The sequence below is a fragment of the Acidibrevibacterium sp. genome (assembly GCF_049965395.1).
Classification (GTDB): Bacteria; Pseudomonadota; Alphaproteobacteria; order Acetobacterales; family Acetobacteraceae; genus Acidibrevibacterium; species Acidibrevibacterium fodinaquatile.
In genome coordinates this window covers 1-15,643 of sequence record NZ_JBMFWJ010000004.1, presented here as the reverse complement: position 1 = coordinate 15,643, position 15,643 = coordinate 1, and the positions used below count along the sequence as shown (strand labels likewise).

The window sequence follows — 15,643 nt, the reverse complement described above, 5'->3', positions numbered from 1 at the left end:
CGAACCCGACGGAACCCGAACCATGCCCCTTCCGCTTTCCCCCGGCGCGCTCGCCGGGATCAAGGTGATCGACCTTACCCGCGTCCTTGGCGGCCCCTATTGCACCATGATCCTCGCCGATCACGGCGCCGAGGTGATCAAGATCGAGCCGCCGCAAGGCGATGAGGTCCGCGACTGGGGCCCGCCTTTTCTCGACCAACCCGATGGCAGCCGCGACGCCAGCTACTTCCTCGGCGTCAACCGCAACAAGCGGGCGCTCGCCCTCGATATCGGGAGCGAGGCTGGCCGCGCGGTGCTGCTCCGCCTGCTCGAAGGCGCGGACGTCCTGGTCGAGAATTTCAAGCCCGGCGGGATGGAGAAATGGGGGCTCGGCTATGCGAGCCTGGAACAGCGCTTCCCGGGCCTGATCCATTGCCGCGTCTCCGGCTTCGGGGGCGAGGGGCCGCTCGGCGGCCTTCCCGGCTACGACGCCATCCTGCAGGCGATGACCGGGCTCATGAGCGTCAACGGTGATCCTTCGACCGGGCCGCTCCGCATCGGAACCCCGGTGGTCGATCTCGCGACCGGGCTCTATGCCGCAATCGCCATCCTGATGGCGCTCGTCGAGCGCACGCGCTCCGGCCGCGGCCAGTTTCTCGACATGACATTGCATGATTGCGCGATGGCGCTTTTGCACCCGCAGGCGGCGAATTATTTTCTCAACGGCCGCCGCCCGGTCGCGACCGGCAACCCGCATCCCAACCTCGCACCCTATGAGACCTATCAGACGCGCACCGGGCAAATCTTCATCGCCGCCGGCAATGACGGGCAGTTCCGCAAACTCTGCGCCGAACTCGGGGTGCCGGATCTCGCCAACGATCCACGCTTTGCCACCAACGCCGATCGCCTCACGCATCGCGCCGCGCTGATAGCCGCATTCTCCGCCGTTCTCGCCGAGGCCGATGGGAACGCACTCACGCTTCGCCTGCTCCGCGCCGGCCTCCCGGCCGGCCCGGTGCGCGCGGTCGATGAGGCTTTGGCCAATGATCACACGGCGGCGCGCGGCATGGTCGCGGACATCGGCGCCTGGCGCGGCCTCGGCACGCCGATCAAGCTTTCCCGTACCCCCGGCGGGCCACGCGCCGCGCCACCGCGCTTCGCCGAGCATACCGACGCTATCCTCGCGCGCCACGGCTTCAGCGCCGAGGAAATCCAGGGACTGGAGAAAGAGGGGATCCTGTTCCGGCAGCGGCGGAAATGACGCGGTCGGGTATGTCTGGTATAAAGTAAGGCGGAAACAGGAAAAAACTTCTTTTGACTTCAGAAAAAGAAGCAAAAAGACTTTTATCGGTGGGGCAGCGCCGGTGGCGCTGCCCGGTCTGGGCGAAAATCAGCGGTTGCCTTCGAAGAATTCCTTGACCTTGGCGAAGAAGCCTTCCGCCTCAGGGCTATCCTTGCCATGCGCCTTGGTCTCGGCCTCGAAATCCTCGAGCAATTCACGCTGGCGGCGGGTGAGATGCTGCGGGATTTCCACCGCGACCTGAATATACATGTCGCCGCGCGCCGCACTCCGCAGCACCGAGAACCCCTTGCCACGCAACCGAAACTGATCGCCGTTCTGCGTGCCCGGGGGAATCTTTACCTTGGCGCGCGAGCCATCGATCACCGGCACCTCGATCTCGCCGCCGAGCGCCGCCTGCGTCATCCTGAGCGGGACGCGACAAAAAATATTGGCGCCGTCACGCTGAAACAGCGGATGCGGGCGGATGCCGACATGGACATAAAGATCGCCGGCTGGCGCGCCATTGGCGCCCGCCTCGCCCTCGCCGGTGAGACGGATGCGGGTGCCGTCTTCGACGCCGGCCGGAATCGTCACCTGCAACGTGCGCTCGCGCGGCACCGTGCCCGAGCCCTGACAGGCGCGGCACGGATTGCGCACCACCCGCCCTGAGCCATGACAGGTGAGACAGGTGCGCTCGATGACGAAGAACCCCTGCTGCGCCCGCACCTTGCCGGCGCCGCCGCAAGTCGGGCAGGTCTCGGCGCTACGGGTCTTGTCCTCCGAGCCGCTGCCGGCGCAGGCGTCGCACACCACCCGGGTCGGCACACGGAGATTGACCTTGGTGCCATGGAACGCTTCGGCGAGATCGATCTCGACCGCTTGGCGAAGATCATTGCCGGCACGCGGGCCGCGCCCACCACGGCGGCCGCCGGTGAATTCGCCGAACATCTGATCGAAAATATCGCCGAGCCCGCCACTCGCCGAGAAATCGAAGCCGCCGGCGCCAGCGCCCGGGCCGCCACCATTCTCGAAGGCGGCATGGCCAAAGCGGTCATAGGCGGCACGCTTCTGATCGTCCTTCAGAATCTCATAGGCCTCGCTGATCTCCTTGAAGCGCGCCTCCGCTTTCTTGTCGCCGGGATTGCGGTCCGGATGGAACTGCATGGCGAGTTTGCGGTAGGCTTTTTTTAGCTCCTCGGCCGAGGCGTCGCGCGAGACCCCGAGGGTCGCGTAGTAATCCTGTTTCGCCATATCAATCTAGCTCCTCGCACGCCACGCCGCAGCGCGCGGGAGGGCGCCCGATCCAGTGGACCGGCCGCCTCCCGCGACGTCGTGCGGCTTAGACGTCACCGCTGGGATCAGGAGGATTTCTTTTTCTTTTCGTCGACTTCCTCGAACTCGGCGTCGACGACACGCTCGCCATTGGCAGAGGCACCGCCACCCTGTCCTGCGCCGGCACCACCGGCCGCACCGGCCTCGGACGCCGCTGCCTCGGCTTTATACATCACCTCGCCGATCTTCATCGCCGCTTGCGAAAGCCGCTCGCTCGCTGTCTTCAGCGCTTGCGCATCCTCGCCCTCCATCGCGCTCCGCACCGCAGCCAGGGCGGCTTCCGCCTCGGCGCGATCGGCGGCGGCGAGCTTATCGCCATGCTCCTTCAGGTTTTTCTCGACCTGATGGCTGAGACCATCGGCGTGGTTGCGCGCCTCAACGAACTCGCGGCGCTTGTGATCGGCCTCGGCATTGGCCTCGGCTTCCTTGACCATGCGTTCGATATCAGCCTCCGAAAGCCCGCCCGAGGCTTGGATGCGGATCTGCTGCTCTTTGCCGGTCGCCTTGTCTTTCGCGGAGACCGAGACGATACCATTGGCGTCGATATCGAAGGTCACCTCGATCTGCGGCACGCCGCGCGGCGCCGGCGGGATGCCCATCAGGTCGAACTGGCCGAGCAGCTTGTTATCGGCCGCCATCTCGCGCTCGCCCTGGAAGACCTTGATCGTCACCGCCGTCTGATTGTCGTCGGCGGTCGAGAAGACCTGGGACTTCTTGGTCGGGATGGTGGTGTTGCGGTCGATCAAGCGGGTGAAGACACCGCCCAGCGTCTCGATGCCAAGGGAAAGCGGCGTGACATCGAGCAACAGCACGTCCTTGACATCGCCCTTGAGCACCGCGCCCTGCACCGCGGCGCCGATCGCCACCACCTCGTCGGGGTTGACGTTGCGCGCCGGCTCGCGGCCGAAGAACTGCTTCACCGTCTCGATCACCTTGGGCATCCGGGTCATGCCGCCGACCAGGATGACCTCCGAAATCTCGCCGGCGGTGACACCAGCGTCGCGCAGGGCGGCGCGGCAGGGCTCGAGCGTGCGCTGGATCAAATCATCGACCAGGCTTTCGAGCTTGGCCCGCGTCAGCTTCATCACGAGATGCTTGGGGCCACTCGCATCGGCAGTGATGAAGGGCAGGTTGATTTCGGTCTCCTTTGACGAGGAAAGCTCGATCTTGGCCTTTTCCGCCGCTTCCTTGAGGCGTTGCAAGGCCAGCTTGTCGCGGCGGAGATCGATCCCCTGCTCGCGCTGGAATTCGGCGGCGAGATAGTCGATCACCCGGGCGTCGAAATCCTCGCCGCCGAGGAAGGTGTCGCCATTGGTGCTTTTGACCTCGAACACGCCGTCGCCGATCTCGAGGACGGAGATGTCGAAGGTGCCGCCGCCAAGGTCATAGACCGCGACGGTGCCGCTTTTCTTCTTGTCGAGGCCATAGGCCAGCGCCGCCGCCGTCGGCTCATTGATGATGCGCAAGACGTCGAGCCCGGCGATGCGGCCGGCATCCTTGGTCGCCTGGCGCTGGGAATCGTTGAAATAGGCGGGGACGGTGATCACCGCCTCGGTGACCTTCTCGCCGAGATAGGCCTCGGCGGTCTCCTTCATCTTGGTAAGGACGAAGGCACTGATCTGGCTCGGCGCATAGCGCTCGCCGCGCGCCTCGACCCAGGCATCGCCATTGTCACCGCGGACGATCGCATAGGGCACCAGCCCCTTGTCCTTGGCCACCATCGGGTCTTCGAAGCGGCGGCCGATCAGGCGCTTGATGGCATAGAGCGTATTGGTCGGGTTGGTGACCGCCTGGCGCTTGGCCGACTGGCCGACGAGGCGTTCGCCACTTTCCGTGAAGGCGACCATGCTGGGCGTGGTGCGCGCGCCCTCCGCGTTCTCGATCACCCGCACATCCTTGCCTTCCATGATGGCAACGCAGGAATTGGTGGTGCCGAGATCGATCCCGATAACCTTGCTCATAGACTTTCGTTCTCCTTCGCAGCGGCGGCGGGCGGCCCATGCAACGATTTCGCGGCACCGCCTGCGACCCCGCTCTGTGGTTGGTGTCGGCGTTGGATGTATTGAGCCCCCTCGGTCAGGGCAAGGGCCGGAGACGAAATTCCCCGGCCCATCGACGTGGTTTTCGTGGCCGCGACGGTTACGCCGTGGTGTCGAGCGGCGGCGGCAATGCCTCCTCCGGCGCCTTGGCCACCACCACCATCGCCGGGCGCAAAAGCCGGCCGTTCAGCGTCCAGGCAGCCGTCCAGGTTTGCAGAACGGTGCCTGGGGGATGGGTTTCGCTCACCTGCTCGGCCATCGCCTGATGCAGATTGGGGTCGAACATCGCGCCGGTCGGGTCTTCGGCGCGGATGCCGTGACGCTCCAGGATCGCAAGAAAACTGCGCTCGATGCCGGCGAGCCCTTCGCGCAGACGGGCGATGATTTCCGGCTCGCCCTCAGAAGGCGCCGGGAGGCTCGCGAGGCCGCGGCGCAGATTCTCGGCCGCTTCGACGACGTCGGCGGCGAATTTCTGCACCGCGTATTGCCGCGTCTCGTCGACCTCGCGCTTGGCGCGGGCGCGAATATTGGCGTTTTCGGCCTCGGCGCGCATCCAGCGGTCATTCATCGCCGCGAGTTCGGCCTCGAGTTCCTGAATGCGCGCCGACGCCGCTTGCATCAGCGCTTCGGGGCCGCTCGGCGCCTCGCGGTCAGCGCCGGGCGGTGAGGAGGGGGGTTCTTCGGTCATGGCGCTCAGTTAGGGCGCGACGCGGCGCAAGGCAAGAGTCCTGCCCGCTTTAAGAAATGGGTGATTTTCTGCGCGTAGGATCGCCCTTGCCCTGACGTCACGCTATTTTCGGAGAAGTTAGTATGCGCCTCCTCGCCTCACTCTCGATCGGCCAGAAACTCGCCGCCGGCTTCGCCCTCATCCTGCTCCCGCTCGCCGTGGGCAGCGGCTTTGATTTCTGGGAGCTCGGCGTGCTCCGCCAGGACAACGAACTCACGGCCAATTCCTTCGTGATCCTCACCGCCGCGCATCAGGTCGAACTCGCGATGGTCAATCAGGAAACCGGTCTCCGCGGCTTTCTGATCAGCGGCGATGCGAAATTCCTCGAGCCCTACCGCGCGAGCGAGGCCCTGTTCAGCCATGCGGTCGCCGATCTCCGCCAGCAGATCGTCAGTACCGACCAGCAAGAGCGGGTAGAGGCGATCGCGAAAGCCGGACAAGCGTGGCAGCATTATGCCGAGGCCGAGATCGCCGCGGTCAACGGCGGCAAGATGGATGACGCGCGCGACCGCGAAGCGGGCGGCGCCGGCAAGGCGCAGATGGATGCCGTCCGCGCCGATCTGACGCAATTCGAGAAGACCGCAGCTGAGCGCTTCGCAGCGCGCCAGGTTGAGCAGAACAGGATGCTCGCCACCATCAAATATGTCTCGCTCGCGGGTGGTGCGGTGCTGATCGGGCTCGCCATCGCCGCGGTTCTGTTCCTGATGCGCAGCATCGTCGCGCCGCTCCAGAAACTCACCGCGACCACCACCCGGCTTGCCGAGGGCGATCTCGCCGCGGAGGTGACCGAGACCGAGCGCCGCGACGAGACCGGGGCGCTCGCGCGCGCGATCGGCGTTTTCAAGCAGGCGGTCGCCGATGCTCGCCGGCTGGAGGCCGAGCAGCAGGCGGCGAGTGCCGCGCAGCTTGCCCGGGCGCAAGTGGTCGATCGCCTGGTCGGCGAGTTCGATGCCAAGCTGCGCACCGAACTCGATGGTCTCGCCGGCGCGGCGACGACGCTAAACGAGGTCGCCAACGCCATGCGCGCGACCGCCAGCCGCACCAGCGACCAGGCCCTCGCGGTCGCCAGCGGCGCCACCCAATCCTCGGCCAATGTCCAGACCGTCGCCGCCGCCGCCGAGGAGCTCGCCGCCTCGATCCATGAGGTCTCACGCAATATCGGCGCGTCGGCGACGATTGCGCTCCGCGCGCGGAGCGAAGCGGAGCGGACCGACGAAGCGGTGCGGGGGCTTTCCGACGCAGTGCAGAAAATCGGCAGCGTGGTCGCGCTGATTTCCGATATCGCCGGCCAGACCAACCTGCTCGCGCTCAACGCGACGATCGAAGCGGCGCGCGCCGGCGATGCGGGCAAGGGCTTCGCGGTGGTGGCGAGCGAGGTGAAGTCGCTGGCGACGCAAACCGCCCGCGCAACCGAAGACATCGCGAAGCAGATCGCCGCCGTCCGCGACGTTACCGCCGGCGTGGTCAGCGCCATCGGCACGATCAACGAAACCATCGCCGAGATGAGCGGCATCGCAAGCAACGTCGCCAGCGCCGCCGAGGAGCAGACGGCGGCAACCCAGGAGATCACCCGCAACATCGCCGAAGCCGCCCGCAGCACGGCGGAAGTCTCGGAAACCATCGGCGGCGTGAGCGAAGGCGCGCGCGAAACCGGCACCGCCGCGAACCAGGTTCTGACCGCCTCTGGCACCCTCGGCGAACAATCCGAGACGCTGCGGCGCAATGTTGCCCATTTCCTCGAACAAATGCGCGCTGCCTGAACGGCAGCGCCGCAGGCGCTGCCCCACGAAGAAAAGATCTTTTTTCAAAAAAGACCTTTTCTTCGCGCTTTTCTGTCACTCCCCCGCCAGCGCGGAAAACACATCGCCCGCCGGCGTCTGCCCGAGGATGTGGGCGCGGTGCCAGAGGGCGTAAAAGAGCAGCGTCCAGGCGGCCTGTCCTTCGTGCCGGCCACCCGCCGCGCGGAAGAGGGCGCGGACGCGGTCCGGGTGAGCGATTTCGGCGATGCCGGGCGATGCCGCGACCAGGGCGCCGAGGCGTTCACCGTCTTCAGCGATCCAGGCGCCGACCGGCACGGTGAAGCCTTGTTTGCGGGCAAAGGGCCGCGCCGCTTTCTGATGCGCGGCGAGCCAGGCGCGGAGCAGATATTTTCCCATCCCATTGCGGATTTTTAGCCGGTCGGGGAGGCGAAACACGGCGTCGGCGACGCCGCGATCGAGAAATGGCGTCCGCCCCTCGACGCCGTGCGCCATCAGGCAGCGATCGAGCTTGAGCAGGAGGTCGTTGGGCAGCCATTCGGCGATGTCGCTCGCCTGGGCCGCCATCAGGCGGGTGCGGCCGGGGCTGGCGGCGGCGGCCTCGGCGGCGGCGATGCCGTCGCGCCAGGCGCCGGAGCGGGCGCGTAGAACGCCGGGGACACGGTCGAAAATCCCCCGCCCGCGCATCACCCGGCCGCCCAAGAACCAGGGACGCATGGCGCTGCGATAGCGGCCATAGCCCGCGAACATCTCATCGCCGCCTTCCCCCGAGAGCACCACCTTGACAGCCTGCCGCGCGGCGCGGCCGAGGAACCAGGTCGGGATGATGGCGAAATCCGCCGCCGGGTCGTCCATCGCGGCGACGATCTCGGGAAGATGGCGCCAGACCATGGCGCGCGAAATTTCCAACGTCTCGTGTTGGGCGCCGGCGGCGCGGGCGAGTGCTGCCGCCGCCTCGCGCTCGTCGGCCGCGCCAGGCACATCGAACCCAGCGGTGAAGGCGAGCACCGGCGCCGCGTTGAGGCGCGCCATCATGGTGAGGAGGGCGGCGCTGTCGATCCCGCCGGAGAGAAAGAGGCCATAGGGCACGTCGCTCCGCTGATGCAGCGCGACAGAGTCGGCGAGCGCGGCATCGAGCCGGGCGAGTGCTTGCGGCTCGTCGATCTCCTCTGGCCCGCCTTCGGGCAGCGCCGGCGTCTGATGACGCTCGATCACGTGCCCGTCGGCGGCGACCAGGATTTCCCCCGGCAAAACGCGCTGGATGCCGGGATAGATGGTCGCCCCGCCGGTGGTGAATTGGAGTTGCAGCAGCTCCTCGCGGCTCTCCGGGGCGACGGCGCGCGCCACCACGCCGGCGGCGAGCAGCGCCTCTGGCTCGGAGGCGAAAACCAGCCCCTCCGACCCTTGCGCGAGATAGAGCGGCTTGATGCCGAACGGGTCGCGGGCGAGCACGAGGCGGCGGGCGGCGCGGTCATGGAGCGCGATCGCATACATCCCGCGCAAGGCGCCGACGAAGCCGAGCCCGTCTTTGTGCCAGAGATGAAGCGGCGGTTCGCAATCGCTCGCGGTGGCGAAGCGCGGCGGGTGCGGCCCTTGGCTGAGCGCGTCGTGCAGTTCGCGGTAGTTATAGATCTCACCATTGGCGACCAGAGACGCGGCGCCGGCGTGAAGCGGCTGGCGGCCGCCGGCGAGATCGATGATCGCAAGCCGCGTCTGCACGAGCCCGACGCGGCCGGCGATCTCCTCGCCCATGCCGTCTGGCCCGCGATGAGCGAGCGCCGCGGCAAGGCGCGCGAGCCGCGTCGGCGCCGGTGCCGGCGCCTCGGCGGTTGCTTGCACCCCGGCGATGCCGCACATCAGCGCGCGCTCGGCGCCTGGGCCGGCGCGGCGGGACGGACGATCCGAACTCGAAAGCGCTGCATGCCCTTCCATCCCCTATTTTCGCCACCAAAGCCAGGGGGCTTGCCGCCCGTCGCTGCGCCGCCCATGTCACCCGCATGACCCAGCTTGCCGAACTTCCCGACCGCGGCGTGATCACCCTCGCCGGCGCCGATCGCGTTGCGTTTCTCCAGGGTCTGGTCTCGAACGATGTCGCGCTGGCCGCGCCGGGGCGCGCGGTGTTTGCCGCTTTCCTCACCCCGCATGGCCGCTGGCTCGCCGATTTCCTAATTTTTTCCGATGGTGAGCGGTTGTTTCTCGATAGCGCGCGGGCGCAGATCGCGGATCTGCTCCGTCGCCTCGGGCGCTATCGGCTCCGCATGGACGTGACGCTCACCGAGGCGGACGCGATGCGCGTCTATGCCGCCTGGCATGGCACGCCGGACGGGTTGCCGGCGGCAGCCCTCAAAGCCGCCGATCCGCGCCACCCCGAGGCCGGCACGCGGATCCTGAGCCCGCTCGCGCTCGCCACCAACGCGAGCCAAGGGGATTGGGACGCGCATCGCCTTCGCCTCGGCCTGCCCGATGGTCCGCGCGACCTCGAGGCCGGCGAGACCCTGCTCCTCGAAGCGCGTTACGACGAATTCCAAGCGATTTCCTGGACCAAAGGGTGTTACATGGGCCAGGAGCTGACCGCCCGCACCCGCTATCGCGGCCTGGTCAAGCGCCGCCTCGTCCCGGTCATGGTCGAGGGCGATTGCCCGCCGCCCGGCACGCCGATCCTCAGCGGCGGCGAGGCGGTTGGCACGCTGCGCTCAGGATGCGAGGGTCTGGCGCTGGCGATGCTTCCGAACCCGCTCCCGCCCGGCCCCTTCACCGCCGCCGGGCGCCGCCTCGTCGCCGGCGCCACGCCCGGGTGAGCGCGGCGGCCCCAGGGAGGTAGTGGGTCAGGCTTTCTCGACCTGGCTATATTCGAGATCGACCGGGGTTGCGCGGCCGAAGATCGAGACGCTGACCTTAACCCGGCCTTTCTCCTCGTCCACCTCCTCGACCGTGCCGTTGAAGCTGGTAAACGGCCCTTCGGCGACACGGACATTTTCGCCGACCTCAAACAGCACCGCCGGGCGCGGATGCTCGGCGCCCTCCTTGGTCTGGTTCATCACCCGCTCGGCCTCGGCGTCGCTGATCGGGCTCGGGCGCTGCCGGCCGCCGAGAAATCCCGTGACCTTCGGCGTATCCTTGACGAGGTGCCAAGCCTCGTCGGTCAGCTCCATGTGGACGAGGACGTAGCCGGGGAAGAATTTGCGCTCGGCATTGACCTTCTGGCCGCGCCGCAGCTCGACCACTTCCTCGGCCGGGACGAGAATGTCGCCGAACTGATCGGCAAGCCCCTTCTGCGCCGCCTGCTCCTTGATCTGCTGGGCGATTTTCTTCTCGAAACCGGAATAGACATGCACCACGTACCAGCGCTTGGCCATCACGCAACTCCCATTCCGCAAAACGCTGCTCTGCCGCTCTGTCGCCGCATGTGCGCGCTCACCCGCCAAATCCGAACAACGCCTTGACCCCGAGCCCGACCACCTGATCGATCACGAAGAAAAACAGCGCCGCCAGCGCCGCCAGCGCGACGACCAGGGCGGTGGTGATCACCGTCTCCCGGCGGGTGGGCCAGGTGACCCTGCCGCCCTCGATGCGCACCTCGCGCAGAAACTTCGCCGGATTGACCGCCACGCCGCCCATTCCCCTTGTCACCAGGCCACACGCGAGGCCGACACCATGGCCGCCCGCGACCCATCACGCCGCGACCCACAACGCCGCGCCTCACGCGCCGCGCCGCGTGGCAGGGGTGGAGGGTCTCGAACCCCCAGCCTCCGGTTTTGGAGACCGGCGCTCTAGCCAATTGAGCTACACCCCTCCGCGCCGCGCGAAGGCGCTAGACACAATGCGGTGCGCCCCATGTCAAGAGCTTTCGCCGGCAGTCCCGCCACAAGCGGGCGCCGGCCGCCTCGCCGGGCGGGCGACGAGCGCGACCCCGGCTGCCGCCAGCGCCATCCCGAGCCAGGCGAACGGCGGGATGCCCTCCCCGGTCAAGAGCCAGGCGATCACCGCCGCGGCTGGCGGGACGAGAAAGAATAGCGCCGAAACCCGCGCGACCGCCCCCCGCCGGATCATCGCCAGCAACAGGCTCACCGCGACCAGCGAATTGGCGAGGACGAGATAAGAGAGCGCGCCCAGGAGCGGCGCCGTCCAAAGCACCCGCATCGGCTCGAGGGCGGCGGCGAAGCCCAGCGTCACCACGAAGCCGACGGCATATTGCACGGTGATCGCGCTCAACGGGTGATGCGCCGGGCCGGTGCGTTTTTCATAGAGCGTCCCCGCCGTCATTCCGGCGAGCGCGAGCCCGGCCCAGAGCAGCCCCGCCGCCGTCACCTGTCCAACCCCGGCGCGCGAGACGATCACCACCACCGTCCCCACCAGCCCGAGCGCGAGCCCGAGCCAATGCCGGCCGCCAACCGCGCCGCCAACGATGACGGGCGCGAGGAGGGCAACCAGAATCGGCTGCAACGAGGTGATCAGCGCGAGCCCGCTGGCAGAAAGCCCGAACTCCTCGGAGAGATAGCAGCCGGCGAAATAGCCGAACTGAATGAGCAGCCCGACGACGACGAGATCCCGCCACTCGCGCCCACGCGGCCGGCGCGGCCGCCAGAGCGCGATCGCCGGGGCGAGACACGCCAGCACCAAAGCGTAGCGGAGGGCGAGAAAGGTCAGTGGGTCGGCGTAAGCGAGCCCGATCTTGATGCAGATGAAGCCGGACGACCACAGCACCAGGAATATGACCGGCGCCAGCAGGAAGGGATCGAACCCGCCCCGCCCCGCGCCGCCCTGCGCCGCCCCGCCCTGCGCCGCACTGGTTCCCGTCACGGCTGGAGCGGGTGAGGGGAATCGAACCCCCATAACCAGCTTGGAAGGCTGGGGCTCTACCATTGAGCTACACCCGCGCTGTTGACAACCACCTTGCGGCCAAACGGCAAAGCAGGGGTTTTCTAGACAGTCAGCGCCTTGGCCGCAAGCGAAGGGTCTTGCGCCGGCGCGCGCGCATTACCCGCAAGCGAGGCGTTCCGGCCGATCGCAGCGCGGGCCGCGAAGCCCATCGAGAAGCGGCTGTAAAATGGCCGTCTCCGGCCGCCACGGCGGGTGGAGATCGCGGCGCAGCGTTTGGCGAACCTGCACGGCGCTTTCGCTGCGAACAACCCGCGCTGTCCGATGAAAGGACAAGCACGCATCATCCCAGGGCAAGCCGCAATGGGCCAGCATCCTTTGCACCTGTCCGGGGAAATCGTCGATCAGGTCTTCAAGGTGCAGATCGAGCACGATCCCGGGCGGGAGGACCTCCGCCCAATGGGCCATCAATCCATCATAGGCGTGATAATAACGGCCGAGTTCGCCGAGATCGTAGCTGAATGGGACATCATGGAACAATTTGGCGAAACAGGAGAGGCAGGTATCGACAGGGTCTCGCCGGCAATGAATGACCCGCGCCTGCGGCAGCGCCATGTGGATGAGGCCGAGATTAAGGAAATTGAAGGGATATTTGTCGGTCACGCAGGCGTAGCGCCCTGGCTCCGCCGCGGCCTTGAGCCGGGCGAGGTAGCGCCCCCCGAGAGCAACCAGGTCGGCATCGGTAAGACGCGGCGAAGAGAGGGGCCCCGCTGATCCGCCGCTTGCGCGTTCCGCCAAGGTCGCCAAAGCCTCGGGCAGCGCCGCAATCTCGCCGGCGCCGAAAACGGCGGGGTGGCTTGCGAGGATCTGCTCCACCAATGTCGTCCCCGATCGCGGCATGCCGACGATGAAAATCGGCAGCGCCGACCGGCTGCGATCGCCGCTCGCCGTCGCGATCATCTCGCGCGTGAAAGTCGCCCGGACACCCTCGAACACGCGCAGCATCGCCGCTTCGTCATAGACGAGGCGTGTTCTCTGCAGGGCGTTGCCACGAAGGAGATGGTCGAAAGCGGCCGCATGACGCCCGGCCCGCCGCAGCACCTCCGCCAGCCCGAAATGAAGCGCGATCCTATCTGAGTCCGGCATCGCCCCGGCCGCCTCGAGCAAGGACGTCATGGCCGAAAACAGCGGGTCTTCGCAGGTCAGCAGGCCGCATTGCGCGAGCGCGCGATAATAATGGCCTTGGCTCGGGGCCAATGTGATGGCGTCGCGATAAGCGGTGTCCGCCTCGTCGAAATGGCCGAGGGCACGCAAGACATCGCCAAGGCCCTTGAACGCCGCGTGCGACGTGGGATCGAGCGCGATCGCGCGGCGATAAGACCGGGCTGCTTCACTTTCCCGGCCCAAGCGCGCAAGCGCGAGGCCTATATTGTAATGAATCCCCGCGGCCAGCGGGCAAAGGGTGCGCGCCGTCTCGTAGCAGGCGAGCGCTGCTACGTAATCGCCGCGGGCAGCGAGGTGATTGCCCCTGGCGAAGCTCTCGGAAGCCTGGGCGGAAGGGGGCGATATCGTCATAGACCGAACAGAGAATTATCTCGCCCGCCACTGTCCCCGCTTTCGCTTAAGGAAAGGTTTCGACCGCCCCGCCGCCTGCCCGGCGTTGGCAGCAGTGATGCCCCGCGCCCCGTGACATCGAGGCTTTACCTCTTCGGGGTGATGCGGCAGGCTTGCGCCATGAGCATCATCCTCCATGACCTCGCCGGCGCTGACCCCGCGCTTCGCTTCAGCCCCTATTGCTGGCGCACTCGTTTCGCCCTGGCCCATAAGGGGCTCGCGGTCGAGACCGTGCCGTGGCGATTCCACGAGACCACGCGCCTCGCCGCCTTGGGCGCCGAAAAAGTGCCGGTGATCGAGGATCATGGCCGCGTGGTCACCGATTCCTGGGCGATCGCCGCTTATCTCGAAGACACCTACCCCGACCGGCCGAGCTTGTTCGGCGGCCTGGGCGGGCTCGCCCATGCGCGCTTCTTGAACGCCTGGGCCGACGCCATCCTGAATGTCGGGGTCGTCTCAATGGTGGCCGCCGATATCTGGGCGGCGCTCGATCCCCGCGATCAGCCCTATTTCCGCCAGAGCCGCGAAGCGCGCCTCGGCGGCACGCTGGAAGACCTCGCCGCCGGGCGCGAGGCGCGGCTCGCGGGATTGCGCCACAGCCTGACCCCGCTTCGGCTGGTGCTCCGCGCCCAGCCCTGGCTCGGCGGGGCGGCGCCGAGCTATGCCGATTACATCGTCGCCGGCAGCCTGCAATGGCCGCGCGTGATCAGCCAATTTCCGCTGCTCGCCGACGATGACACGCTGCGCCCCTGGTTCGATCGGGTGCTGGCGCTGTTTGACGGGCTCGGCGCCAAGGCGGCGCGCGTCGGCGCTGGCGGCGCCTGAGGGAGGGGCGGGATGGTCGCCGCGATGACACGGGCTGTTTTGGGCTTCGTTGCCGCCGCCCTCGCGGTGCTGACGTTCGAGCAGGCGATGTGGGAAGCACTCCACCTCCTCGCTAGCCCCGCGATGGCGCTGCCGGCGCCCTATCCGATGGACCCGGTGATCCCGTTCGGCCTGCCGCGGGTTGCGAATTACTGCCTGCTCTGTGGGATCGGCGGCGCCGTGTTCGGCCTCGCTTCCCCCTGGCTGCGCGGGCCGCTTTGGCTGTGGGGTCTCGTGCTCGGGGTCATCGTCGCCGCCGCCGGGCTGATTTTGGTCTCCGGGGTCAGGCACTTCCTGCCCGGCGCGCGATGGATTCCGCTCAAATATTACACCGAGATCATGACCATCGTGCTCACCTACGGCCTGCCGATGAGCGGCGCCCTCGCTTCGCCGCAGACCTGGCTTCGTTCGCTGCTAGTCGATGGCGCCTGGGGCCTGGGCTTTGGCCTCATTCTGTCCTGGCTCGGGGTGCGGCGCGCGCGGCGGTGAGGGCGAAGAGGCGCGTCAGGGCGGCGCTGGCAGGGATTTGATATAGCGCGCCAAAGCGTCCACCTGTTCGGCCGAAAGCGTGTTCGCGAAACCCGGCATTTCGCCCGGCGCGCCGTTTTCGATCCGCGCCCGGATTTCGTCCTCGCTCATCGCCGTGCCGGCGAGCCGCGGCGCTTTGTCGGCGGCAAGCCCGTAAGCGCCGTGGCACCAGCCGCAATGGCGGGCAAAGAGTTTTTTCGCGTCGATCGGCGGCGGCGCATCCGCGAGCGCCCCGGCGGCGAGCCCGACGCAACAAAGCACCCAAAGCGGGGTCACCAATCTTCGCATCCGTTCCTCGCATGGCGGCGGTCGCGCCACTAGTCCGCGGGCTCGCTCTGTGTCAAGAAATCTCTCAATATCCCACGCCCGGCCACGAGAGAGACGCCATGCGCACCGCACCGCTCCCCAAAGCCCCCTCCGCGATCGCCTGGCGCGCTTTGGGGCGCACCTTGGCGCTGGCGCTCGCGCTGATATCCGGCGCCGCTGCCGCCCAGTCGCCGCCGACCCCGGCGCCGCGCCCGGTGAGCGCCGACCTGCTGCGCCACCCCGATCCCGCCGATTGGCTGATGTGGCGCCGCACCTATGACGGCGCCGGCTTCAGCCCGCTTGCGCAAATCACTCCGGACAACGTCAAGACCCTGCGGGTCGCCTGGACCTGGTCGCTCACCAGCGGGCCGACCGAGACCACGCCGCTGGTTCATGA

The 15,643-nt window shown here is 67.6% G+C and carries 14 protein-coding genes, 2 tRNA genes and 1 pseudogene; 6 read left to right on the top strand and 11 right to left on the bottom strand.

Annotation, left to right across the window (positions count from 1 at the left end):
• Positions 1–22: 22 nt before the first annotated feature.
• Positions 23–1,240 carry a CaiB/BaiF CoA transferase family protein gene (locus ACP5M5_RS02470; protein ID WP_427935300.1) on the top strand — a complete coding sequence of 406 codons (1,218 nt, stop codon included), beginning with the start codon at positions 23–25 and terminating at the stop codon, positions 1,238–1,240.
• Positions 1,241–1,369: 129 nt separating this feature from the next.
• Here the strand turns inward: ACP5M5_RS02470 and dnaJ are convergent, their stop codons facing one another.
• The 3 genes from dnaJ to ACP5M5_RS02455 all read right to left on the bottom strand — a co-directional run bounded on the left by dnaJ (position 1,370) and on the right by ACP5M5_RS02455 (position 5,320).
• A complete protein-coding gene (gene dnaJ / locus ACP5M5_RS02465) occupies positions 1,370–2,512 on the bottom strand; it encodes a molecular chaperone DnaJ (RefSeq protein WP_427935298.1) in 1,143 nt (380 codons plus the stop codon).
• A 107-nt stretch (positions 2,513–2,619) separates the two neighbouring features.
• Complete coding sequence (dnaK, locus tag ACP5M5_RS02460) at positions 2,620–4,554, bottom strand: molecular chaperone DnaK (RefSeq protein WP_427935296.1); 1,935 nt, start codon at positions 4,552–4,554, stop codon at positions 2,620–2,622.
• Between the two features lie 178 nt (positions 4,555–4,732).
• Complete coding sequence (locus tag ACP5M5_RS02455; RefSeq protein ID WP_427935294.1) at positions 4,733–5,320, bottom strand: nucleotide exchange factor GrpE; 588 nt, start codon at positions 5,318–5,320, stop codon at positions 4,733–4,735.
• Between the two features lie 122 nt (positions 5,321–5,442).
• Here ACP5M5_RS02455 and ACP5M5_RS02450 point away from each other — a divergent pair, with 122 nt between their 5' ends.
• Positions 5,443–7,119, top strand: coding sequence for a methyl-accepting chemotaxis protein (locus ACP5M5_RS02450; RefSeq protein ID WP_427935293.1), 1,677 nt, complete (start codon positions 5,443–5,445; stop codon positions 7,117–7,119).
• A gap of 75 nt (positions 7,120–7,194) precedes the next feature.
• Here ACP5M5_RS02450 and asnB read toward each other — a convergent pair whose 3' ends face one another.
• Complete coding sequence (gene asnB / locus ACP5M5_RS02445) at positions 7,195–8,973, bottom strand: asparagine synthase (glutamine-hydrolyzing) (protein WP_427935415.1); 1,779 nt, start codon at positions 8,971–8,973, stop codon at positions 7,195–7,197.
• A 140-nt stretch (positions 8,974–9,113) separates the two neighbouring features.
• Between asnB and ACP5M5_RS02440 the strand changes: the two genes are divergently transcribed.
• Entirely contained in the window at positions 9,114–9,914 is an 801-nt protein-coding gene (locus ACP5M5_RS02440) for a YgfZ/GcvT domain-containing protein (RefSeq protein ID WP_427935292.1), read from the top strand.
• Between the two features lie 27 nt (positions 9,915–9,941).
• Here ACP5M5_RS02440 and nusG read toward each other — a convergent pair whose 3' ends face one another.
• The 6 genes from nusG to ACP5M5_RS02410 form a co-directional block, all read right to left on the bottom strand.
• Positions 9,942–10,472, bottom strand: a complete 531-nt coding sequence (gene nusG, locus ACP5M5_RS02435) for a transcription termination/antitermination protein NusG (protein ID WP_114913425.1) — start codon at positions 10,470–10,472, stop codon at positions 9,942–9,944.
• 58 nt (positions 10,473–10,530) lie between these two features.
• The gene (secE, locus tag ACP5M5_RS02430; protein ID WP_114913424.1) at positions 10,531–10,734 is read right to left on the bottom strand and encodes a preprotein translocase subunit SecE; all 204 of its coding nucleotides are present in this window, start codon (positions 10,732–10,734) and stop codon (positions 10,531–10,533) included.
• A 98-nt stretch (positions 10,735–10,832) separates the two neighbouring features.
• Positions 10,833–10,909 (bottom strand) — tRNA-Trp (locus tag ACP5M5_RS02425).
• A gap of 44 nt (positions 10,910–10,953) precedes the next feature.
• Positions 10,954–11,916 carry a DMT family transporter gene (locus tag ACP5M5_RS02420; protein ID WP_427935290.1) on the bottom strand — a complete coding sequence of 321 codons (963 nt, stop codon included), beginning with the start codon at positions 11,914–11,916 and terminating at the stop codon, positions 10,954–10,956.
• Positions 11,917–11,919: 3 nt separating this feature from the next.
• Positions 11,920–11,993 (bottom strand) — tRNA-Gly (locus ACP5M5_RS02415).
• A gap of 100 nt (positions 11,994–12,093) precedes the next feature.
• The gene (locus tag ACP5M5_RS02410) at positions 12,094–13,509 is read right to left on the bottom strand and encodes a tetratricopeptide repeat-containing sulfotransferase family protein (protein ID WP_427935289.1); all 1,416 of its coding nucleotides are present in this window, start codon (positions 13,507–13,509) and stop codon (positions 12,094–12,096) included.
• A gap of 159 nt (positions 13,510–13,668) precedes the next feature.
• Between ACP5M5_RS02410 and ACP5M5_RS02405 the strand changes: the two genes are divergently transcribed.
• Positions 13,669–14,373 carry a glutathione S-transferase N-terminal domain-containing protein gene (locus ACP5M5_RS02405; protein ID WP_427935287.1) on the top strand — a complete coding sequence of 235 codons (705 nt, stop codon included), beginning with the start codon at positions 13,669–13,671 and terminating at the stop codon, positions 14,371–14,373.
• Between the two features lie 24 nt (positions 14,374–14,397).
• Positions 14,398–14,901, top strand: a complete 504-nt coding sequence (locus tag ACP5M5_RS02400) for a hypothetical protein (RefSeq protein ID WP_427935286.1) — start codon at positions 14,398–14,400, stop codon at positions 14,899–14,901.
• A gap of 15 nt (positions 14,902–14,916) precedes the next feature.
• Here ACP5M5_RS02400 and ACP5M5_RS02395 read toward each other — a convergent pair whose 3' ends face one another.
• Positions 14,917–15,216: a c-type cytochrome gene (locus tag ACP5M5_RS02395; protein ID WP_427935285.1), complete on the bottom strand. Its 300-nt coding sequence runs from the start codon at positions 15,214–15,216 to the stop codon at positions 14,917–14,919.
• A 110-nt stretch (positions 15,217–15,326) separates the two neighbouring features.
• Between ACP5M5_RS02395 and ACP5M5_RS02390 the strand changes: the two are divergent.
• Positions 15,327–15,643: pseudogene (locus ACP5M5_RS02390) on the top strand (hypothetical protein); the annotation flags it as partial.

Excerpts from the sequence above, each read along its gene's own strand:
- ACP5M5_RS02470 (WP_427935300.1), top strand. The coding sequence starts at position 23 with ATGCCCCTTCCGCTTTCCCCCGGCGCGCTCGCCGGGATCAAGGTGATC.
- dnaJ (WP_427935298.1), bottom strand. The coding sequence starts at position 2,512 with ATGGCGAAACAGGATTACTACGCGACCCTCGGGGTCTCGCGCGACGCC.
- dnaK (WP_427935296.1), bottom strand. The coding sequence starts at position 4,554 with ATGAGCAAGGTTATCGGGATCGATCTCGGCACCACCAATTCCTGCGTT.
- ACP5M5_RS02455 (WP_427935294.1), bottom strand. The coding sequence starts at position 5,320 with ATGACCGAAGAACCCCCCTCCTCACCGCCCGGCGCTGACCGCGAGGCG.
- ACP5M5_RS02450 (WP_427935293.1), top strand. The coding sequence starts at position 5,443 with ATGCGCCTCCTCGCCTCACTCTCGATCGGCCAGAAACTCGCCGCCGGC.
- asnB (WP_427935415.1), bottom strand. The coding sequence starts at position 8,973 with ATGTGCGGCATCGCCGGGGTGCAAGCAACCGCCGAGGCGCCGGCACCG.
- ACP5M5_RS02440 (WP_427935292.1), top strand. The coding sequence starts at position 9,114 with ATGACCCAGCTTGCCGAACTTCCCGACCGCGGCGTGATCACCCTCGCC.
- nusG (WP_114913425.1), bottom strand. The coding sequence starts at position 10,472 with ATGGCCAAGCGCTGGTACGTGGTGCATGTCTATTCCGGTTTCGAGAAG.
- secE (WP_114913424.1), bottom strand. The coding sequence starts at position 10,734 with ATGGGCGGCGTGGCGGTCAATCCGGCGAAGTTTCTGCGCGAGGTGCGC.
- ACP5M5_RS02410 (WP_427935289.1), bottom strand. The coding sequence starts at position 13,509 with ATGACGATATCGCCCCCTTCCGCCCAGGCTTCCGAGAGCTTCGCCAGG.
- ACP5M5_RS02405 (WP_427935287.1), top strand. The coding sequence starts at position 13,669 with ATGAGCATCATCCTCCATGACCTCGCCGGCGCTGACCCCGCGCTTCGC.
- ACP5M5_RS02400 (WP_427935286.1), top strand. The coding sequence starts at position 14,398 with ATGACACGGGCTGTTTTGGGCTTCGTTGCCGCCGCCCTCGCGGTGCTG.